The sequence below is a fragment of the Streptomyces sp. NPDC039423 genome (assembly GCF_055598725.1).
In genome coordinates, this window is the sequence record NZ_JBVKAH010000006.1 from 158,381 (window position 1) to 179,307 (window position 20,927).

Annotated in this window: 17 protein-coding genes; 2 read left to right on the forward strand and 15 right to left on the reverse strand. The window is 74.1% G+C overall.

All coding sequences use genetic code 11. The features are described 5' to 3' along the window. Window positions 1-30 precede the first annotated feature (30 nt). Complete coding sequence (locus ACZ7LK_RS20485) at window positions 31-870, reverse strand: trans-aconitate 2-methyltransferase (RefSeq protein ID WP_469461300.1); 840 nt, start codon at window positions 868-870, stop codon at window positions 31-33. 131 nt (window positions 871-1,001) lie between these two features. On the opposite strand from ACZ7LK_RS20485, the gene tamR reads away from it, so the two are divergent. Further along, on the forward strand, window positions 1,002-1,499 hold the full coding sequence (tamR, locus tag ACZ7LK_RS20490; protein ID WP_392275186.1) for a MarR family transcriptional regulator TamR: 498 nt from the start codon (window positions 1,002-1,004) through the stop codon (window positions 1,497-1,499). Here the strand turns inward: tamR and ACZ7LK_RS20495 are convergent. From ACZ7LK_RS20495 to ACZ7LK_RS20535, 9 genes are all read right to left on the reverse strand, one after another. Then, on the reverse strand, window positions 1,458-2,243 hold the full coding sequence (locus ACZ7LK_RS20495) for a LuxR C-terminal-related transcriptional regulator (RefSeq protein ID WP_392275185.1): 786 nt from the start codon (window positions 2,241-2,243) through the stop codon (window positions 1,458-1,460). The genes tamR and ACZ7LK_RS20495 overlap by 42 nt on opposite strands. 282 nt (window positions 2,244-2,525) lie before the next feature. Continuing rightward, window positions 2,526-3,668, reverse strand: a complete 1,143-nt coding sequence (galK, locus tag ACZ7LK_RS20500; RefSeq protein WP_471142412.1) for a galactokinase — start codon at window positions 3,666-3,668, stop codon at window positions 2,526-2,528. Then, window positions 3,665-4,642 (reverse strand): UDP-glucose 4-epimerase GalE, encoded by a 978-nt coding sequence (gene galE, locus ACZ7LK_RS20505; RefSeq protein ID WP_392275183.1) that lies wholly within the window; start codon window positions 4,640-4,642, stop codon window positions 3,665-3,667. The genes galK and galE overlap by 4 nt, the downstream gene beginning before the upstream one ends. Next, the gene (galT, locus tag ACZ7LK_RS20510) at window positions 4,639-5,682 is read right to left on the reverse strand and encodes a galactose-1-phosphate uridylyltransferase (RefSeq protein ID WP_469461294.1); all 1,044 of its coding nucleotides are present in this window, start codon (window positions 5,680-5,682) and stop codon (window positions 4,639-4,641) included. Before galT ends, galE begins: the two co-directional genes overlap by 4 nt. Before the next feature lie 372 nt (window positions 5,683-6,054). Beyond that, window positions 6,055-6,786: a response regulator transcription factor gene (locus ACZ7LK_RS20515; RefSeq protein ID WP_392275180.1), complete on the reverse strand. Its 732-nt coding sequence runs from the start codon at window positions 6,784-6,786 to the stop codon at window positions 6,055-6,057. A 218-nt stretch (window positions 6,787-7,004) separates the two neighbouring features. Beyond that, entirely contained in the window at window positions 7,005-8,834 is a 1,830-nt protein-coding gene (locus tag ACZ7LK_RS20520) for an outer membrane protein assembly factor BamB family protein (RefSeq protein ID WP_471142416.1), read from the reverse strand. Window positions 8,835-8,894: 60 nt separating this feature from the next. Continuing rightward, entirely contained in the window at window positions 8,895-10,514 is a 1,620-nt protein-coding gene (locus ACZ7LK_RS20525) for an outer membrane protein assembly factor BamB family protein (RefSeq protein WP_392275178.1), read from the reverse strand. A gap of 13 nt (window positions 10,515-10,527) precedes the next feature. Then, entirely contained in the window at window positions 10,528-12,405 is a 1,878-nt protein-coding gene (locus ACZ7LK_RS20530; RefSeq protein ID WP_471142420.1) for an outer membrane protein assembly factor BamB family protein, read from the reverse strand. Window positions 12,406-12,650: 245 nt separating this feature from the next. After that, window positions 12,651-14,456, reverse strand: coding sequence for an ABC-F family ATP-binding cassette domain-containing protein (locus tag ACZ7LK_RS20535; RefSeq protein WP_471142423.1), 1,806 nt, complete (start codon window positions 14,454-14,456; stop codon window positions 12,651-12,653). Between the two features lie 112 nt (window positions 14,457-14,568). On the opposite strand from ACZ7LK_RS20535, the gene ACZ7LK_RS20540 reads away from it, so the two are divergent. Further along, window positions 14,569-15,222 (forward strand): lipoprotein, encoded by a 654-nt coding sequence (locus ACZ7LK_RS20540; protein ID WP_471142426.1) that lies wholly within the window; start codon window positions 14,569-14,571, stop codon window positions 15,220-15,222. On the opposite strand, the gene ACZ7LK_RS20545 is transcribed toward ACZ7LK_RS20540, so the two are convergent. The 5 genes from ACZ7LK_RS20545 to ACZ7LK_RS20565 form a co-directional block, all read right to left on the reverse strand. Beyond that, entirely contained in the window at window positions 15,223-16,509 is a 1,287-nt protein-coding gene (locus ACZ7LK_RS20545) for an acyltransferase family protein (protein WP_471142428.1), read from the reverse strand. 48 nt (window positions 16,510-16,557) lie between these two features. After that, entirely contained in the window at window positions 16,558-17,463 is a 906-nt protein-coding gene (locus tag ACZ7LK_RS20550) for a 4-(cytidine 5'-diphospho)-2-C-methyl-D-erythritol kinase (RefSeq protein WP_392275173.1), read from the reverse strand. Beyond that, window positions 17,460-18,323, reverse strand: a complete 864-nt coding sequence (gene rsmA, locus ACZ7LK_RS20555; protein WP_392275172.1) for a 16S rRNA (adenine(1518)-N(6)/adenine(1519)-N(6))-dimethyltransferase RsmA — start codon at window positions 18,321-18,323, stop codon at window positions 17,460-17,462. The genes ACZ7LK_RS20550 and rsmA overlap by 4 nt, the downstream gene beginning before the upstream one ends. After that, the gene (locus ACZ7LK_RS20560; protein WP_471142850.1) at window positions 18,320-19,534 is read right to left on the reverse strand and encodes a ubiquitin-like domain-containing protein; all 1,215 of its coding nucleotides are present in this window, start codon (window positions 19,532-19,534) and stop codon (window positions 18,320-18,322) included. Before ACZ7LK_RS20560 ends, rsmA begins: the two co-directional genes overlap by 4 nt. A gap of 506 nt (window positions 19,535-20,040) precedes the next feature. Then, a complete protein-coding gene (locus tag ACZ7LK_RS20565; protein ID WP_392275170.1) occupies window positions 20,041-20,910 on the reverse strand; it encodes a TatD family hydrolase in 870 nt (289 codons plus the stop codon). Between the last annotated feature and the right edge of the window lie 17 nt (window positions 20,911-20,927).

Below are 20,927 nucleotides of genomic sequence, written 5' to 3' on the forward strand. Positions count from 1 at the left end.
GGTCCGGGTCCGGGTTCGCTAAGTGGGGCGTCACCCCGTCGGCTCCTGGCTCCGGGTGGCGACCGCGAAGACGCGGCGGAAGGGGAAGACGGTGCCGTGGGGCCCGGGCGGGTAGGCCTTGCGGAGCAGGTCGCGGTACTGGCCGAGGAATTCGGCGACCGCCTCGCCGTCGCCGTCCAGCGCGGTGAGGACGGGCCGCAGCGCGGTGCCCTTCACCCAGTCGAGGACGGGGTCGTCGCCCTGGAGGAGCTGGGAGTAGACGGTCTCCCAGACGTCGACGGCGCAGCCGAGGTCGGCGAGGCGGGTGAGGTAGTCGGCGGCGTCGAGGATGTGGACGAAGCGGCGGCCGTGGTCGGCGAGGCGGGAGCGCCATTGCGGGGTCTCGCACAGTTCGCCGAGAAGGGCGTGGCTGGGTGAGGTGAAGTTGGCCGGGACCTGGAAGGCGAAGGTGCCGCCGGGGACGAGCCCCTCGGTCCAGACGGGGAAGGACTCGGGATGGTTCGGTACCCATTGGAGTGCCGCGTTGGAGACGATCAGGTCGTACGGTTCGTCGGGCGTCCAGTGGGCGGCGTCGGCGGGGCGGAAGTCGAGCCAGCCGCCGCCGTCGGTGGTGCCGGCGTAGTGCTTCTCCGCCTGTTCCAGCATCTCGGGCGAGAGGTCGAAGCCGGTGATGCGGGCGTCGGGCCATCGGTCGGCGAGGAGCGCGGTGACGTTGCCGGGTCCGCACCCGAGGTCGGCGATGCGGGGGGAACGGCCCCGGGCGACGGCGGGCAGTTCCGGTATGCGGGCGAGCAGGTCGAGGAACGGTCGAGTGCGGTGGGTGGAGTGGCGCAGGTACTGCTGTGGATCCCAGATCGGTGCGGAATACATGTTCGTGCCCCCTTGCTGGAACGAAGTACCGAAGCGGAACGGAGTCCCGGCCCCGTCATGCCCCATGGTCCAGCCGAATATTTCTTGACGTCAAGAGACTTCACATCGACAGATCCCCTACACTGATCGCCATGGAGGACGAGGTCGACCGACTGGTCGCTGCATGGCGCCGCGAGCGCCCCGACCTCGACGTGGAACCGCTCGAGGTGCTCAGCCGCGTCTCCCGGCTGGCCCGCCACCTCGACCGGGCCCGGCGGCTCGCCTTCGCGGAGCACAACCTGGAGCCCTGGGAGTTCGACGTCCTGACCTCGCTGCGCCGCGCGGGAGCCCCGTACCAGCTCTCCCCCGGCCAGCTCCTCACCCAGACGCTGGTCACCTCCGGCACCATGACCAACCGCATCGACCGGCTGGCCAAGAAGGGCCTGGTCGAGAGGCTGCCCGACCCCAGCGACCGGCGCGGCGTCCTCGTCCGCCTCACCTCCGAGGGCCGCGACCGCGCCGACCAGGCACTCGCCGGGCTCCTCGCGCAGGAGCGGGCGATCCTCGCCGAGCTGTCCCGCGCCCAGCGGGCCGAACTGGCCGCGCTGCTACGCCAGCTGACCGCCCCGTTCGACAACATCCCCGGCTAGCCCCGCGACCGGTTCCGCCGGCCCCACACCGGCGCGGCGCGCCAGCGCCACCGCGGCCAGCGTGGAGTGCACGCCCAGCTTCCCCAGCACGTTCTGCATATGCGTACGCACCGTGTGCGGGGACAGGAACAGCCGCTCCGCGACCGCCTTGCGGCCCAGCCCCGCCACCATGCAGCGCAGCACCTCGCGCTCGCGCGGGGTGAGCGACTCCACCAGCAGCTCGCTCTCGGTGCGGTGCTTGCGCGCGGCCGTCAGCTCCCGCAGCACCCCGGTGAGCAGCGCGGGCGGCAGGTGCGTCTCGTCGCGCAGCACACCGCGTATCACCGTCAGCAGGCGCTGGAGGGAGCAGTCCTTGGCCACCCAGCCCGAGGCGCCCGCCTGGAGGGCGAGCGCGGCCCGCGCCGGGTCGTCCTTCTCGGCCAGCACGACCGTCCGCACCTCGGGGCGGCCCTCGCGGACCCCGGACACCAGGGAGATGCCGTCCACGACGGCCTCGCCGTTGTCCGGCACCGCCCGGGCGACCGCCGGGGCCGCCGCGGCGCCCAGGTCGGCGTCGACGAGCAGGACGTCGAACCGGCGGCCCTCGGCCGCCGCCCGGTCCAGACAGCGCAGCGCGGCGGGGCCGCTGCCGGCCGCCGCGACGTCGACGTCCGGCTCGGCCGCCAGTGCGGCGGCGAGCGATTCGGCGAAGATGCGGTGGTCGTCCACCACCAGAACCCGGATACGGACCACTGACACCCCCATGCGTCGAGGAAGCGGAGCAGCTGCGGGTACGGCGCCCGGAGTCCGAGGTACCCAGTGGTCGCACGGCCGCCGCCGTGCAGTGACTGTTACCCCCGCCCCGGGCGTCGTACCCGGCTGTCTCGCCCCCTGATCAGCACCGGCCCCCACCGGTGCTGTGCATCAGAGTACGGCGGGGTGACCGGAGGGGAAGGGGACTTGGGGAAACCGACCGGCCCCCGGCCGGGGCCGGCCCACCGGTTCCGGAGGGGGCGCGGCGGTCGTACGGGCCGCCCCGCCGGCCGGTCAGACGAGGCGGCGCGCCCCGGCCGACGGCACCGCCCGGAACACCCGCGGGGCGGTGCGACCGGCCGCCGCGAACGCCTCCGCGACCGCCCCGGTCACCGTGTCCTCGTCCGCGGCCTCGACCAGCACGACCGCCGAGCCGCCGAAGCCGCCGCCGGTCATCCGGGCGCCCAGCGCCCCGGCGCCGGTCGCCGCCGCGACGACCAGGTCGAGCTCCGGGCAGGAGACCCGGAGGTCGTCGCGGAGCGAGGCGTGGCCCTCGGTGAGCAGCGGTCCGACGGCCCGTACGTCGCCGGCGTCCAGGAGGGCCACGGTCCGGCGGACGCGGTGGTTGTCGGTGACCACGTGGCGGACGTAGGAGCGAACCGTTTCGTCACCCAACCTCCCCAGGACGTCCGGTAGTTGCACATGGTCCACCTCGCGCAGCGTGCGCACACCGAGCGCCCGCGCGCCCGCCTCGCACCCGGCGCGCCGCTCGGCGTACGCGCCGTCCCCGAGCGCGTGCCGCACCCGGGTGTCGACGACCAGCAGGCGGAGGCCGTGCGCGTCGAGGTCGAAAGGGACGTGCCGGGTCGTCAGGTCCCGGGTGTCGAGGTGCAGCAGATGGCCCTCCGCGCAGCACGCGGACGCCATCTGGTCCATCACGCCGCACGGGACGCCCACGAACGCGTTCTCGGCGCGCCGGCCGAGGAGGGCGAGCCGCGGCGCGGTCAGCCCGAACCCGTACAGGTCGTTCAGCGCCAGGGCGGTGACGACCTCCAGGGCGGCCGACGACGACAGCCCGGCGCCGGTGGGGACGGTGGAGGCCAAGTGGACGTCGGCACCGGTGACGGGGTGGCCCGCCTCGCGCAGCGCCCACACCACACCGGCCGGGTAGGCGGCCCAGCCGGTGCCCGTGCGGGGTTCCAGGGTGCGGATGTCGAGCCGGACCACGCCCTCGCCGGTGTCGGCGGAGTGCACGCGCAGCAGGCCGTCGGTGCGCCGGGACACGGCGGCGACGGTGGTGTGCGGGAGCGCCAGCGGCAGCACGAACCCGTCGTTGACGTCGGTGTACTCGCCGATCAGGTTGACCCGGCCGGGCGCCGCCCACACCCCTTCGGGCTCGGCCCCGTACAGCTTCCGGAAGTCCTCCGCGACCCTCATGCGCCCCTCTCCGCCTCTCGGGCCCTGGCGAACTCCCAGGCGTCCGCCACGATGCGCGGGAGCTCCGGCCGGGACGGCTTCCAGCCCAGCCGGTCCCGCGCGGTGGCGGCCGAGGCGACCAGCACCGCCGGGTCACCGGCGCGGCGGGCGGCGACGACCTCGGGCACCGGGTGGCCGGTGACCTCCCGTACGGTCTCGATGACCTCGCGGACCGAGAACCCGTTGCCGTTGCCGAGGTTGCAGACCAGGTGCTCGCCGGGGGTGACGGCGTCCATGGCGAGCAGATGCGCCTCGGCGAGGTCGGCGACGTGGATGTAGTCGCGCACGCAGGTGCCGTCGGGGGTCGGGTAGTCCTCGCCGTACACGGAGATGGCGGGGCGCCGGCCGAGGGCGACCTGGAGGACGAGCGGGATGAGGTGGGACTCGGGGTCGTGGCGTTCGCCGCACCGCCCGTGGGCCCCGGCGACGTTGAAGTACCGCAGGGAGGCGGCGGCCAGGCCGTGGGCGGCGGCCTCCCCCGCGATCATGTGGTCGACGGCGAGCTTGGTGGCGCCGTAGGGGCTGGTGGGAGCGGTGGGGTCGGTCTCGGTGAGGGGGGTGGAGACGGGCTCGCCGTAGGTGGCGGCGGTGGAGGAGAAGACGAGCCGGCCCACGCCCGTGTCGCGCATGGCGGCCAGCAGCGCCATGGTGCCGCCGACGTTGTTCAGCCAGTACTTCCCGGGGTCGGTGACGGACTCGCCGACCTGGGAGAACGCGGCGAAGTGCAGCACGCCGTCGTAGGAGGGGTCGAGGTGGCGGGCGGCGTCCTGGACGCGGCCCTCGACGAAGCGGGCGCCGGCCGGGACGGCCTCGCGGAAGCCGGTCGACAGGTCGTCGAGGACGGTCACCTCGTGGCCGGCCTCCAGCAGGTGCGCGGCGACCGTGCTGCCGATGTAGCCGGCTCCGCCGGTCACCAGGTACTTGGCTGTGCTCACGGGGTGGCCACCTCTCGCAGTCGGCGGGCCGCGGCTTCCGGCGGCACGTCGTTGACGAACACGCTCATGCCGGACTCCGAGCCGGCGAGGAACTTCAGCTTGCCGGAAGTGCGGCGGACGGTGAAAAGCTCCAGGTGCAGGGCGAAGTCGTGCCGTGCCGGCCCGCCGAAGGGCGCCTGGTGCCAGGCGGCGATGTACGGCGTCGGTGGTTCCCCGTCCCCGAAGATCCGGTCGAAGCGCCTCAAGAGTTCCAGGTAGACCTGTGGGAACTCTGTGCGGGCGGCCCCGTCCAGCTCCCTGAGGTCGGGCACGCGCCGCTTGGGGTAGAGGTGCACTTCGTACGGCCAGTGCGCCGCGTGGGGCACGAAGGCGACCCATGCGCCGGTTTCCAGGACCACCCGTTCGGCCGCGGCGCGCTCACGGGCGACGACGTCGTCGAAGAGGTTGCGGCCGGTGGCGGCGCGGTGGGCGGCCACGGAGCGCTGCATCAGCGCCGTGCGGGGGGTGGTGAAGGGGTAGGCGTAGATCTGGCCGTGCGGGTGGCCGAGGGTGACGCCGATCTCGGCTCCCCTGTTCTCGAAGCAGAACACCTGGCGCACGCCGGGCCGTTCGGCCAGGTCGGCGGTGCGGTCGGTCCAGGCCTCCAGGACGAGTGCGGTCCGCTCGGCGGTGAGGTCGGCGAAGGAGGCGTCGTGGTCGGAGGTGAAGCAGACGACCTCGCAGCGTCCGGAGTCACCGGCGAGCGAGGGGAAGCGGTTCTCGAAGACCACGACGTCGTAGTCGTCGTCGGGGATCTCGCTGCGGCGGCCGTCGCGGGAGGGGCACAGCGGGCACTCGCCGGCCGGCGGGTGGTAGGTGCGGGCCTGGCGGTGCGAGGCGATGGCGACCGAGTCGCCCAGCAGCGGGTCGTGGCGGATCTCCGCGGTGGTGGAGACCGGGTCGAGGGGCCGCCGGTCCACGGCGTCGCGCGGCACGTCGACCCGGGAGTCGTAGTAGATCAGCTCACGGCCGTCGGCCAGCCTGGTCGACGTCTTCTTCACTCGGACACCCCTCGTCCACCCCGCCCCACTCGGAACCAACGGAAGTAAACATAGTCGACCATGTTCCAACAGGCGCGCCAGCGGCGGGCCGAGGTGCGGCCGCAAGCGCTTGCGCCGTGGTCCTGGGCATCACCTTCGCCGCCCGCGCGAGCGCGCAGAACAGCCTGTTCACCGTCCGCGGGGTCCTCGCCACCGTCGTCGGGCCCACCGCCTCCGACGCCGACCTCGACAAGGCCGTCGGCGTCGACGCCGACCTCAGGGACCGGCTGGGCACGCTCGGCCCGGGGCTGTTCTTCCTCGTCCGGCTGCGGCTGCGCCCGATCACCGCGCCGCCCGCCCCGCCCGCGCAGTGGACACCGGGGCCGGACCGCCTCAGACGGGGTCCGGCCCCTCCGTCGTCCTCGGTCCGGGGACCGCTCCCGCGCCCGGCACCGCCACGGACGACACCGCCCGGTCCAGCAGCCCCGTACGGGCCGCGAGCGCCGCGGCCTCCAGCCGCGACCCGACGCCCAGCTTCATCAGCACCCGCTGCACATGCGTCCGCGCGGTGCTCGGCGCGATCCGCATCCCGGCCGCGATCAGCCGGGTGTCCTCGCCCTCGGCCACCCGCACCAGCACCTCCACCTCGCGCGGGGTCAGCAGCCGCATGAGCCGCTGCCCCTCGTCGTCCGGCTGGGCCGCCGGGTTGAGCAGCTCGGTGAACGCGCCCTGGAGGAGCTGCGGCGCCACCGCCGCCTCGCCCGCGCGGGCCTTCACCATCGCCCGCTCCACGCCCTCGATCCGCTCGTCATGGCGTACGTAACCGGAGGCACCGGCCGCGAAGGCCGCCGCGATGCCCCGGGGGGACGGCACCGGACCGAGCACCACCACGGCCACCTGCGGCCGCTCCCGCTTGATCGTCACGATCGGGTCGAAGACCCCCGGCTGCGCCGGCGCCGCCGTGCCGAGCAGGCACACCTCGGGCGCCCTGCTCACCACCAGCTCGGCCGCGCCCGCCACGGGCGCGGCGGCGGCGAGCACCCGGTGCCCGCGCAGTTTGAGCGCCGAGGCCAGCGCCTCGGCGAGCAGGCGGTGGTCGTCGACCACCATGAGCCGCACGCCCACGGAACATCCCCCATCCCCCTGGGGCCGGCCCCCCGCCGCCCCCAGCACTGTTGACCCGGCAAGCTACACGCTTGTTCGACGTCGCGCGCCCCCTACGAGGCCGAAGCCCCCCGGATTGTCGAATTGTTCGCCGTCCAGGGCGACACGGGGATCACCAAGTGGACGGCCCGGCACACCGGACCGTCCGGTGTGCCGGGCCGTCACCCGGTACGAGGGGCTCAGTGCGTGGAGAACGCGATCGCCAGGTACTGCTTGCGGTCGCTGGACGACGAGCTCGGCTTGTCGAACAGGTCGTCGGCGATGAACAGCCGTCCGTCGGCGTAGCGGATCTCGGAGGAGTCCAGGTTGAACGACGACTCGGCGTCCCGGACCGCCTTGTCGGCCGGGTTCTCCAGCAGGACGGTCTGCTTGAACGTCGCGCCGTTGATGCTCACCACCTGTCCGCCCTTGTCGTAGGGCGCCTCCTTGTAGGCGATGATGTTGCCGCCGTCCATGCGCAGCGGGAACATCGAGTACCGGTCGCCCGCCTCGGCCTTGTCCGTGGTCGGCTTGCCGGTGGTCAGGTCGAACGACACGATCTCGTTGGTGTCGCCGTACTCACCGCCGCCCTCGTGGTCCTCGGTCGGCAGGTAGAGCCGGTTGTTGCCGACCACGACCTTGCTGCACTGCTCCACCTCCAGCTCGCACTCCGCCGCGTACCGGTCGCCGGCGGCGGCGATCTTCGTCTTGAGCTTGCCGGTCTTCTCGTCGATGGAGAAGAAGTCCGAGATGCTGGAGCCGTCGCCCGCGGTCCTGCCGACGTCGGCCGCCACCACCAGCGGCTTGGTGGAGACGATGCCCGCGTCCTCGACACCGGGCGGCATCTTGTACGAGGAGAGGGGCGCGCCGGACTTCGGGTCGAGGTTCTGGATCAGCAGGTACTGGTTGTCCAGCGGACCGCAGGCGCGGGCCGCGACCAGGTTCTCGCCGCCCGCGTAGCCCTTGTCCTCGCACTCCTCGGCGTTGATCTGCGGCCGCCACAGCTCCTTGCCGCTGACCAGGTCCCAGGCCGCGCCGCCGTCGAGGCCGCCGGCCGCGACGGTGCCGCCGCCGACGGTCACCTCGTCGAAGGAGGCCTTCTCGTCACCGGAGTCGGGGCTCGTCACCGACTTGCGCCACAGCAGCTTGCCGGTGGCCAGGTCGATGACGCCGACCTCGGTGCAGGGCTGGAAGTTCTTCGGCGGCACGCGCTTGGCGGCCTCGAAGGCGATGGCGGTCTTGTTGTCCTTGACGTGCCGGGACGCCGCGCAGACCTGGCCGGGGAGCGGGGTGGTCCACAGCGGGGTGCCCTTGGCGATGTCGTAGCCGACCACCGACTCGATGCCCGACTTGACGTACGCCGTGTCGGTGACCCAGGAGCCGCTCACGTCGGTGATGTCGGTGACCTTGGGCAGCGGAAGCTGGAACGCCACCTTGGCCTGGGTGTTGTCCGGCGCCTTCTCCTTGCCGGGGCCGTCGGGGGCCGCCTTGCCGCCGTCGTCACCGCCGCCCCCGGTGCCGCCGGAGGTGCCCTTGGCGTTGTCGACCGGGTCGTCGTCGCCCCCGGCACTGGCGTACCAGACGCCACCCGCGATGATCAGGACCACGGCGACCGCCGCGGCGATGATGATCTGCATCTGGGCCGACAGCTTCCGGCCGCCGCCGCTGCCCTGCTGCGGCGGGAGTTGCTGGTGCGCCGGGGCGGTGGGGTAGCCGTAGCCGGGCTGCCCGCCCTGGGACGGCGGGTACGGGCCGGGCGCCTGCGGGTAGCCGTAGCCGGGCGGCTGGGCGGGCGGCGGGGTCTGGGGCGCCTGCGGGTAGCCGTACGCCGGGTCCTGCGGCGGCGGGGTGGGGGCCCCGAAGCCCGGGGCGGGCTCCTGCGGGGCGCCGAAGCCGCCGGACGGGGGCTCCTGGGGCGCGCCGAAACCGCCCGACGGGGGCTGGCCCGGCGGCTGGTTCGGGGGCTGGTGGGGCGGCTGGCCCGGTGGCTGGTTCGGGGGCTGGTGGGGCGGCGGCGGTGGCTGCGTCATGGGGTGCGTACCTCTGTCGGGGAAAGGGTGTCCGTCCGGTGCGTGGGGGGCGGGACGCCGTCAGGTGCCGAAGGCCATGAGGGTCTCGCTCGTCCTCTCCTGGTCGTCGTCGCCACCGGTGATGCTGTTGGGCACGATGATGTAGCGGCCGTCCACGTACAGGCCGTTGGGCTGGTCCATGCGGCTGTGGGACCGGGCCGAGGGGCCGGGCAGCCGGAGCACCGGCCGGAGCGCCGTCGTGCCGGGGGCGACCGACGCGAGCACACCGGGCCGGGCCGCCCTTTCGTTGGACGGCGGGATCTCGACCAGCAGGTCGGAGCCCGCCGTCCGCAACGGCAGAACGAGCCGCCCGGCCGGTGCGGGGATGCGGCGGACGACCTTGCCGGTGTCCAGGTCGAAGCCGACGATCTGGTTCGTCGCGACGGCCGCGGGGCCGGAGGGCTCGGTCGCCATGTAGAAGGTGTCCGCGTCCGCGGCGGTCTGGCAGCTCTGGAGGCTGTTGGTGTCGCCGGTGTCGTTGCGGCACGCCGGGGCGTACTGGTCCGGGCCGACGAGCGCGGACCGTTTGGCGCCGGTCTCGGTGAGGACCAGCACCGCGCGCTTCTGCTGCGCCCGGTCGTACAGCGAGACGACCAGCGGCCGGACCGAGTAGACGTGGTCGATGCGGTAGCCGCGCTTGATGTCGTAGGTCCACCGCGCCCTGCCGGTGGCCGGGTCGACCTCGGCGACCTGCTCGTGCGGCACGTCGGCGGTGCCGTCCTCGCACATCAGGGCGGCGATCAGCTTCGGCCCGCCGGCGAAGGCCCGGGCCTGGCACGGCCCGGGAGCGGGTCCGAAGAGCTTGCCGCCGTCACCGAGCCGGTACGCGGTCGAATGGCCGGCCCGGCCGGCCGTCACCGTGCTGCCGCTGATCACCACGGAGTAGTCCGTGAAGGCGTCCCACAGGCCGTCCTGGGTGATCGGCTGCTGCCAGCCCTGCTTCCCGGTACGCAGATCGATCATCCGCAGCACCCGGCACTCGCTCGTGGAGTCCGGCTTCTCCCGGGTGAGGACGACGATTTTGCCGTCCGCCGACGCCTGGGGCGTCGCCCGGCACACCTCCCGGTCCAGCGGCAGGCTCCACCGCAGCCGGCCGTCGGCCGTCGCGTACGCCGAGACCGTACGGTACGAGGCCGTGACGACGGTGTCGCCGACGGTCCACGGGCCGTGCACCTCCACGATCGTGGCCGGCAGGTCCACCTGGTTCCGCCGCACCCACAGCGCCCTTGCCTCGCCGGCCGCGCGGCCCGCGTTGATGCGCGCCGCCTCGGCGGTGTCGGGGGCGGCCGGGCCGGCCGCCCCCGGAGCCGGCGCGGACGCCGACGCGGAGGGGCGGGACGCGGGGGCGGCGGACGGCCCGCCGTCACCGCCGCCGTCGCCGCGGGTGACGGCGTAACCGAGGGCGGCGCCGCCGAGGACGACCAGGGCCACGAGGGCGGCGAGCGGGCCCCGGCCCCTCCGGCGGACGGGGCCGGAGGGGGCGGGAGAGCCGGAGGGCGCGGACGGCGCGGGAGGCTGCGGGCCCGGCTGCCCGGCACCGCCGCCGTACGGATTGAGCGTCCCGTAGGGCCCTGCCGGGCCGGACGGGCCGGACGGGTCCGGCGCGCCGGCCGGACCGTCGGTGTGTCTGAAGTGGTTCATCGTCGACCTGACGTCACTTGCCGAAGGCCATCATGGTCTTCGTCTGCTTCTCCTCGGTGTCGTTGCGGGCACTGACCCGCCCGCTGGCGATGAAGAAGCGTCCGTCGGCGTAGGCGTACCGCGGCGAGTAGAAGTCGCTCTCGATCTGGGCCGTCGACGCCGGGTGCTGGAGCAGTACCTTCGGGCTGCCGCCCGTCGGCGCCAGGGTCGCGACGCCGCCGCCGCGGTCCCACGAGCCCTGCATGTACATCAGGACGTCACCGCCCTCCATGCGCAGCGGCGTCATCGTCCGCTGCGGACCGGCGGCGGCACGCCACTTGGGCTTGCCCGTGTTCAGGTCGAACGCCACCACGTCGTTGGTGCCGTTGGTGAGCTGGGTGGGCTCCGTCGACATGTAGAAGGTGCTCGCGTCGGCGGCGACGCCCGTGCATCCCTGAAGGTTCTCGCCGAAGACGACGAAGCTGCCGCCGCACTTGGGGTTGAACTTGTCCTTGCCGCCGTCGAGCGTGGAGCGGAGCTTGCCGGCGTCCGTCAGCGCGACGATGCTCCACTTCTTGCTGTCGGGCTGCTCGGTGGAGACGACCAGCGGGCTCACCGAGAAGACCTTGGTGACCTCCCAGTTCGGCGGCAGCCGGTACGTCCACTTCGGCTTGCCGGTCGCCGGGTCGACCTCGCTGACCTCGTGCTGCGTCTTCTTGTAGTCACCCGTGCGGCAGCTCGACGCGGCGATCAGCTTCGGCCCGCCCGCGTAGGCGAAGGGCTTGCAGTCGGCGTCCGGCGTGCCGAAGAGCTGCTTGCCGTCGGCGAGGGAGAAGCCGTGGGCGTTGCCGGTGCCCGCGGCCGTCACGGTGCCGCCGCTGATGGCGAGCGTCATGTCGGACAGCGCGTTGAAGCCGGTCCCCTGGGGAACGGGCTTCTTCCAGCCCGCCTTGCCGGTCTTCAGGTCGATCTGCTGGAGCACCGTGCAGTCGGCCTTCTCGCCCGGCTTGTCGTTGATGCCGATGACGATGGTGCCGTTGTCGGCGGGTGCGACCGGGGCGGTGCACACCTCGGTGGTGAACGGCACCTCCCACTTCTTCTTGCCGTCGGCCGCCGAGTAGCCCACGACGCTCTTGTACATGGCCTTGACGACCGTGTCGCCCACGACCCACGGGCCGTACACGTCCGCGCCGTTGCGCGGCAGGTCCACGTCGTTGGTCGCCAGCCACTCGACCTTGGCCTCGCCGTCCTTGCGTCCGGCGTTCAGGTCGTCGTTCGCCCCGCGGCCGTCACCGTTGCCGTCGCCCTGGTCGGCGTCGTCGGAGCCGGAAGGATTCGGCGCCGCGCTGGAGCCCTTGGCCTCGGGCTTCTTCGGGTCGCTGTCGTCGCCGCTGAGGGCGAAGTACGTGCTGCCGCCGATGACGAGCAGGGCGGCCACGGCCGCGCCGATGACGGCGGCGGGCTTGCCCTTGAAGGGGCCGCCGCCACCCGCGGGCGGCGGGGTGGGCGCGCCCGGGTACTGCGGCTGCGCCGGGTGGCCGCCGTAGGGGTTGGGCTGCTGGCCGTACGGGCCGGGCTGCGCCCCGTACGGGCCGGGCTGCTGGCCGGGGCCCGGAGCCTGCGGGTAGCCGTAACCGGGCTGGCCGGGGGGCGTCTGGGGGTAGCCGTAGCCGGGCGGCGCGGCGGGCGGCACCGGCGGCTGCCCGGCGGGCGGCTGCGGGGCGCCGTAGGCGGGAGCGGCGGGCGGGGCGGCCGGGGGCTGCGCGGGCGGTGCCTGCGGGGGCACCGGCGGCTGGGCCGGGGGGCCGGGGACGCCGCCGGGGACGGGCGGCGCCTGGGGCGGCTGCTGGTGCGGGTCCTGCGGAGACCCGAAGCCCCCCTGCGGCGGTTGCTGGCTGGGCGGCTGAGTCATCAGCGCTTCCCCCTTCGTGCGGTCCGCTGCCCGACCGGCCTCCCCCGCGATTCCGGCGCACACGTACCGCCGGAATGGAGCGAATCGGACATGGATTCCGCAGTGTTACGTGAGTCGAGCGGGGCTTCTTTCTATCACTCGGCCCCGGCGCGAAAGGGGCCGGTCCGCCCCTGTTCCCAAGGGAGGACCGGCCCGTGATGCCCTCGTTACCCGCTCTCCACGCCTTCCCCACGGACGCTCCGGGGCTATGCGTCCTCGGCGAGTTCCAGCCACCGCATTTCGAGTTCCTCGCGCTGCGCGGCCAAGTCCCGGAGTTCCGCGTCCAGTTTCGCGACCTTTTCGAAGTCGGTGGCGTTGTCGGCGATTTGGGTGTGCAGCCGGGCCTCCTTCTCGGAGACCTTGTCGAGCTGGCGCTCGATCTTCTGCAACTCCTTCTTCGCGGCCCGGGAGTCGCCCGCCGACTTCTCCTTCGCGGGCGCGGACGCGGCGGCGGCCGGCGCCGGGGCGGCCGTCTCGATCATCCGCCGGCGCCGCTCCAGGTACTCGTCGATACCGCGCGGCAGCATCCGCAGCGTGGCGTCACCGAGCAGCGCGAGGGTCCGGTCCGTCGTCCGCTCGATGAAGAACCGGTCGTGGGAGATGACGACCATCGAGCCGGGCCAGCCGTCGAGGAGGTCCTCGAGCTGGGTGAGCGTCTCGATGTCGAGGTCGTTGGTCGGCTCGTCGAGGAACAGGACGTTCGGCTCGTCCATCAGCAGCCGCAGCAACTGGAGCCGGCGCCGCTCACCGCCGGAGAGGTCGCCGACGGGGGTCCACTGCTTCTCCTTAATGAAGCCGAACTGCTCGCAGAGCTGCCCCGCCGTCATCTCCCGGCCCTTGCCGAGGTCCACCCGGTCGCGCACCTGCTGGACCGCCTCCAGCACCCGCAGCGTCGCCGGGAGTTCGGCGACGTCCTGCGACAGGTAGGCCAGGCGCACCGTCTTGCCGACGACGATCCGCCCGCCGGCCGGCTGCTTCTCGCCCTGGGTGCCGGCCGCGTCGGCGAGGGCCCGCAGCAGCGAGGTCTTGCCGGCGCCGTTGACGCCGACCAGGCCGATGCGGTCGCCGGGGCCGAGCTGCCAGGTCAGATGCTTGAGCAGCACCTTCGGCCCGGCGGTGACGGTCACGTCCTCCAGGTCGAAGACGGTCCGCCCGAGCCGGGCGTTGGCGAACTTCATCAGCTCGCTGGTGTCGCGCGGCGGCGGCACATCGGCGATCAGCTCGTTGGCCGCCTCGATGCGGTAGCGCGGCTTGGACGTACGGGCGGGGGCACCGCGCCGCAGCCAGGCCAGCTCCTTGCGCATCAGGTTCTGCCGCTTGGTCTCCTCCGTGGCCGCGATGCGCTCGCGCTCGGCCCGGGCGAAGACGTAGTCGGAGTAGCCGCCCTCGTACTCGTGCACCGCGCCGCGCTGGACGTCCCACATCCGGGTGCAGACCTGGTCGAGGAACCAGCGGTCGTGTGTGACGCACACGAGCGCGGAGCGCCGCACCTGGAGGTGCCCGGCCAGCCAGGCGATGCCCTCCACGTCGAGGTGGTTGGTCGGCTCGTCGAGGACGATCAGGTCCTGCTCGGCGATCAGCAGCTTCGCCAGCGCGATCCGGCGCCGCTCACCACCGGACAGCGGCCCGATGACGGTGTCGAGGCCCTGCGGGAACCCCGGCAGGTCCAGCCCGCCGAACAGCCCGGTCAGCACGTCCCGGATCTTGGCACTGCCCGCCCACTCATGGTCGGCCAGGTCCCCGATCACCTCGTGCCGCACGGTGGCGTCCGGGTCCAGCGAATCGTGCTGCGTCAGCACGCCGATCCGCAGCCCGCCACTGTGTGTCACCCGTCCGGAGTCGGCCTCCTCCAGCTTGGCGATCATCCGGATGAGGGTGGTCTTGCCGTCTCCGTTGCGGCCGACGACACCGATCCGGTCCCCTTCGGAGACGCCGAGGGAGACACCGTCGAGCAGGGCACGGGTGCCGTACACCTTGCTGACTGCCTCGACATTGACCAGGTTGACGGCCATTTCACTCCTGTGCAGGTGGACGGGGTCGACCTACCAGGGTAGCCGCCGCGGACGGTGCGGTAGCGTGCGGCGGTCGTTCGAGGGGTCGGTCAGGCGCAGGGGTGGGGTAGTCATGGGGCGGTACGGGAGCGCGCGGGGCGTGATCGCGGGGGTGGCTGCCGGGATGGTGCTGGTGGGGTGCTCGTCGGAGCCGGCCGCGCCGGGGCGGGCGGACGCGTCCACAGCCGGCGCGAGCGCGTCGGCGGGCCCGGGGGCGGCGGGCCGGGTGGCCGAGGGGGCGGTGATCGGGGGCAGGGGGACGCCGTGCGTGCTGCCCGTGTCGTTCACGACGGCGGCCGAGTGGACCGCGGAGAGGGTGACGGTGGCCGAGGACCCGGACTTCGCCGCCCTGGCCGAGCAGGGGCCGGTCACCCTCGCCTGTGAGGTCGACGCCAAGCCGGCCGGGAACATCGGGTTCCTCCGCGTCTGGACGGGCGACGACGCCGGGGCGGAGCCGCGGAAGGTGCTGGAGGGGTTCGTCGGCGCCGAGAAGAACGCCTCGAAGGCCGCGTACACCGAGACGAAGGCGGGTGCCCTGCCGGCCGCCGAGGTGACGTACACGGTCACCCCCGAGTTCGGCGACGGGCCGAAGCCCGAGCGGGCGTTCGCCGTGGCCACGCCGGCCGGCCCGGTGGTGGTGCACCTGGGCGGGCTGGACGCCGGGGAGCACCGGGCGATGCTGCCCGCCTACGAGCTGGCCAGGCGGACGCTCGCGCTCACCGGCTGATCAGCCGCGGCCCGCCCGTTCCACCAGGAGCCAGCCCACCAGGGCGGCGCCGATCGCGGCCGGGGCGGTGACGGGCACGGCGACCAGCATCGCCGAGCGGCCGTCCAGCAGCCCGCCGAACCCGACCATCGACAGGCCCAGCACGCCGAACAGGCACAGCGTGATGCCGAGCGTCGCCACGGGCGACGAGCCGGCGGCCCCCGCCGGGCGGCGGGCCCCGGGGCGCTCGAACGCCCGGAACGCGGCGACCAGCAGGGCCGTCACCGCCGCCGCGACCGCCAGCCGCACCGGCACACCGGCCCACCAGGTGGCGGTCGCCGGCTCCGGCAGCGGGACGCCCAGCGCCAGCAGCGCGCCGTACACGCCGAGCATCGCCGTCAGGTGCCACAGGAACGCGGTCATGGCGACGCCGTTCGCCGCGATGACCGCCCGCCAGACGGCGGGACGCCGCGCCAGCCGGGCGCCCGGGCCGCGCAGCAGTTCCACCGCGCCGACCAGCCACAGGCCGTGGCACAGCAGGGCGAGCGTGGGCGGGGCCATGTTGGAGACCTTCTCGCCCGGCATGCCGACCATGGACAGCGGGTACGGGCCGAGGGCCACCAGGGCGGCGGCACCCGCCAGGCCGGTGGCGGCGAGGACGGCGGGCCGGCCGATCCGGTCGTCCGCCCGGAGGAAGCCGAGCTGGTGCACGGCCAGCCAGACGAAGGCGAAGTTCAGGAACTCGACGTACGGCACCCCGACGGCGAACCGGAGCGTGTCCACCGCCACCGCGCCCGCCACCAGCGCGGCGAAGGCGCCCCAGCCGTACCGCTCGTGCAGCTTCAGCAGCGGCGGGGTGAACGCCACCATGGCGAGGTAGATGCCGATGAACCACAGCGGCTGGGCGACCAGGCGCAGCGCCACGCCCGTCAGGCCGCCGTCGGCGCCGGTGAGCCGGAGGACGAGCGCGGCGGCCGTCCACACCGCGATGAACACCATCGTGGGGCGCAGCAGCCGCTGGAGCCGGGCCCGGAGGAAGCCGGCGTAGCCGGGGCGGGAGCGGTACGACAGGGCGTGGGAGAAGCCGCCGACGAAGAAGAAGACCGGCATGACCTGGAGCGCCCAGGTGAGGACCTGGAGCCCGGGGACGAGGGCCAGCAGGTTGCCGACGGTGCCGTCGGCGGTGACGGCGGCCATCAGCCAGTGGCCGAGCACCACGGTCGCGAGGGACGCGACCCGCAGCAGGTCGACGTACCGGTCGCGGGTGCCGGGGGTGCGGGCGGCGAGTTCGGAGACGCTGGTTGCCATGCCGGTACGGTCCCGGGCGGGGCCGTACCGGCATCAGCGCTCTCGTACTCAGGTGCGGATCTGAGTAGCCCCCGGTGCCGGGGAGGTGGCCGTGCGGGCCGTGCGGCAGGTGCCGGAAGCGAGCAGGGCGTCGGCCACGGTGCGGGCGGCGTCCTCGTCCTTGACCAGGAACGCGGTCGTCGGGCCGGAGCCGGAGACCAGGCCGGCCAGGGCGCCGGCCGCCGTACCGGCGGCGAGCGTGGCGGCGAGGGAGGGGCGCAGGGAGAGGGCGGCGGGCTGGAGGTCGTTGGTGAGGGCGCCGGCCAGCAGGGCGGTGTCGCCGGTGCGCAGCGCGTCCAGCAGCGCGGGTGAGGCGGCCGGGGCGGGGACCTCGGTGCCGGTGGTGAGCCGGTCGAACTCGGCGTAGACGGCGGGGGTGGAGAGCCCGCCGTCGGCGACGGCGAAGACCCAGTGGAAGGTGCCGCCGGTGGGCAGGGGGGTCAGCCGCTCGCCGCGTCCGGTGCCGAGGGCGGCTCCGCCGACGAGGCTGAAGGGCACGTCGCTGCCGAGCCCGGCGCAGATGTCGAGGAGTTCCTCGCGGGTGGCGCCGGTGCCCCACAGGGCGTCGCAGGCGAGGAGGGCGCCCGCGCCGTCGGCGCTGCCGCCGGCCATGCCGCCGGCGACGGGGATGTCCTTGGCGATGTGGAGGTGGACGTCCGGGGAGATGCCGTGCCGGGCGGCGAGGGCGGTGGCCGCGCGGGCGGCGAGGTTGGTGGCGTCCAGGGGCACCTGGTCGGCGTCGGGGCCGGAGCAGGTGACGCGCAGGGCGTCGGCGGGGGTGGCCGTGACCTCGTCGTACAGGGAGACGGCGAGGAAGACGTTGGCCAGGTCGTGGAAGCCGTCCGGGCGGGCGGCGCCGACCGCGAGCTGGACGTTGACCTTGGCCGGGACGCGTACGGTGATGCTCTCGGTCACGCTGACTTGGCCTCCGCGATGCGTGCGAACTCTTCCACGGTGAGGGACTCGCCCCGCGCCTGCGGTGAGACGCCGGCGGCGACGAGGGCCGCCTCGGCGGCGGCCGGGGAGCCGGCCCAGCCGGCCAGTGCGGCGCGCAGCGTCTTGCGGCGCTGGGCGAAGGCGGCGTCGACGACGGCGAAGACGTCCTTCTTCGACGCCGTGGTGTTCACCGGCTCGGAGCGGCGGACCAGGGACACCAGGCCGGAGTCGACGTTGGGGGCGGGCCAGAAGACGTTGCGGCCGATGGCGCCGGCGCGCTTGACCTCGGCGTACCAGTTGGCCTTGACGGACGGCACGCCGTAGACCTTGTTGCCGGGCTTGGCGGCGAGCCGGTCGGCGACCTCGGCCTGGACCATGACGAGGGTCCGCTCGATGGTGGGGAAGCGGTCGAGCATGTGCAGCAGGACGGGCACGGCGACGTTGTACGGGAGGTTCGCGACGAGCGCGGTGGGGGGCGGACCGGGCAGTTCCTCGACGTGCATCGCGTCGGAGTGGACGAGCGCGAAGCGGTCCTTCTTCGCGGGCATGCGGGCGGCGATGGTGGCGGGCAGGGCGCCGGCCAGGACGTCGTCGATCTCGACGGCGGTGACCCGGTCGGCGGCCTCCAGCAGTGCGAGGGTCAGGGAGCCGAGCCCGGGTCCGACCTCCACGACGACGTCGTCGGGGCGGACCTCCGCGGTGCGGACGATGCGCCGGACGGTGTTGGCGTCGATGACGAAGTTCTGGCCGCGCTGCTTGGTGGGGCGTACGCCCAGCGCTGCGGCCAGTTCGCGGATGTCGGCGGGGCCGAGGAGGGCGTCGGGCTCAGTGGTGCTCACCGATACAGCCTACGGCCGCAGTGCGGCCACGGGCTCGCCCCCCGTTGCACGTAGAGCTTCTTCGCCCGGTATGTCTGTTCGGCGGCGGATGCCTGCTGGGCGGTGCCGGTGCCGCCGAGGGAACGCCAGGTGCCGGGGTCGAACTGGTACAGCCCGCCGTAGGTGCCGGTGGCGTCCACGGCGTCGGGACGGCCGCCGGACTCGCACCGGGCGAGGGCGTCCCAGTCGAGGTGGTCGGCGCCGTCGACGGAGGCGGGCATGGGCTTGGTGCCCACCAGTACCCGCCGGTCGACCGGTTCGCGCACGACCTCGTCGCCGATCTTGCGGGGTCTCTGCCGGACGCCGTTGACCATCCGCAGGGAGTACGTCACACGGCGGGAGCCCTGCTGTCCCTGGCGTTCGACGATCTCGGTGCCCTTGTACAGGGTCGGGTCGTCGACCCTCTCGACGCCGTAGGGGATGGGTTCCTCGCGGACCTCCCGGGTGTCGGTGATCCGCATGACGGTGATGGTCTGTCCGTCGCGCGGGAAGCTGCCGGGCGGTACGGAGGTGGTGTCCCGGCCGCTGAGGGTGATACCCGCCTGGTCGACCGCCTCGCGGACGGTCGCGGCGTTGGTGCGGATGGTGCGCTCCCGGCCGTCCGCCATGAAGGTCACGGTGCGTTCGGTGCGGACGTCGAGGGCGAGGCCCCGCCGGGTGATGGCGGCGGAGCGGGACACGGAGAGGTAGGCGCCCTCGGCGCGGACCCCGAGGGCGCGCAGGGCCTCGTCGACGGTGCGGGCGGTGGTCCAGATCCGGCGGCGCTGTCCGTCGAGGGTGAGCGTGACGGGGCGGCCGTAGCGGAGGACGATCTCGTCGCCGCTGGCCAGGGCCTCGTCCGGGGCGGGGGCCACGAGGTCGTGGGCGCCGAAGGGCAGGCCCTCGTCGGCCAGGAGTTCGCCGACGTCGTCGGCGAAGGTGTGCATGGTGCGGGGTACGCCGTCGACGGTGAGCCGGACGGCCTTGTCGTCGGCGACGAACGCGCTGGTGCCGCCGGCGAGGAACGCCACGACCAGGGCCTGGGGGACGAGCCGCCGCAGCCCCTCGGGGGTGCCGGGGCCGGCGGCCCGGCGGCGGGCGGCGCGGCGGGCCTGGGCGCGGCCGCCGGTGGGCACCGCGGTGAGGGTCGGCGCCTCGGGGTCGACGGCGGGCCCGGCGCCCTGGCGGGGCAGCGTGTGCGGGGCGGCGGGCGCGGCCGGCTCCGGGGGCGGGCCCCACGGTCCGTACCCCGCCACCACCGTCGGCTCCGGCGGGACGCCCCACGGCGCGTACCCGGCCGCCACCGTCGGCTCCGGCGGGACGCCCCACGGCGCGTACCCCGCCGGCTCCGGGGGCGGGCCCCACGGTCCATACCCGGCCGCCACCGCCGGCTCCGGGGGCGGGCCCCACGCCCCGTTCCCGGCCGCCACCGCCGGCTCCGGGGTGAGGTCCCACGTCTCGTACCCCGCCGTCGCCCCGGGCGCGGACACGCCCACCGGGACCGGGGCCGGCGCGGGAGCCGGGACGGGGGCCGCGGGGGGCGCGGTGGCGTGGCGGCCGCCCCGGGGGGCGGCGCGGTGACTGCCCTGGGAGTTGCTCACGAGGCCGGGACCCTAGCGGAGCGCCGGTCACTCTCCAAAGCGATTCGACTACCGTGTGTCGTCAGCGGTACCCTGAGCGGCCGCCCGCCCGTTATCGGTCAGTAATCAAAGGCGCGTGCCGTGTTGACGGCGATCGCGGTCGACATGGCCTCCTCGTCGATCCCCCGCACAGCCGCCATCGCCCGGACCGTGATCGGAACGAGATACGGGGCGTTGGGCCGTCCGCGGTACGGGGCGGGCGTCAGGAAGGGCGCGTCCGTCTCGACGAGGACGAGGTCGAGCGGGGCGACGGCGAGGGCGTCGCGCAGCGGCTGGGCGTTCTTGAAGGTGACGTTGCCGGCGAAGGACATGAAGTAGCCGGCCTCGGCGCAGGTCCGTGCCATGTCGGCGTCGCCGGAGTAGCAGTGGAAGACGGTCCGTTCGGGGGCGCCCTCCTCGGCGAGGATGCGCAGGACGTCGTCGTGGGCCTCGCGGTCGTGGATGACCAGGGCCTTGCCGTGGCGCTTGGCGATCTCGATGTGGGCGCGGAAGGACCGCTCCTGGGCGGCGATGCCCTCGGGGCCGGTGCGGAAGTGGTCGAGGCCGGTCTCGCCGACCGCCTTGACCTCCGGGAGGGCGGCGAGCCGGTCGATCTCGGCGAGCGCGTCGTCGAGCGCCGCGTCGCCGCCGGCCTCCCGGGCGCCCTGCCGGGACCAGCCGTCGGGGTCCCCGAGCACGATCCGCGGGGCCTCGTTGGGGTGCAGGGCGACGGCCGCCCAGACGTCGGCGTGCGCGGCGGCCGTCTCCGCGGCCCAGCGGGAGCCCTTGAGGTCGCAGCCCACCTGGACGACCGTCTCGACGCCGACGGCGGCGGCCTTGGCGAGGGCCTCCTCGACGGTGCCGGACTGCATGTCCAGGTGGGTGTGGGAATCGGCGACCGGCACCCCGAGGGGTTCGGGCAGCGGCGGCGGGGCGTCCTTGGAGCTCATGCCCCGATCGTACGGAA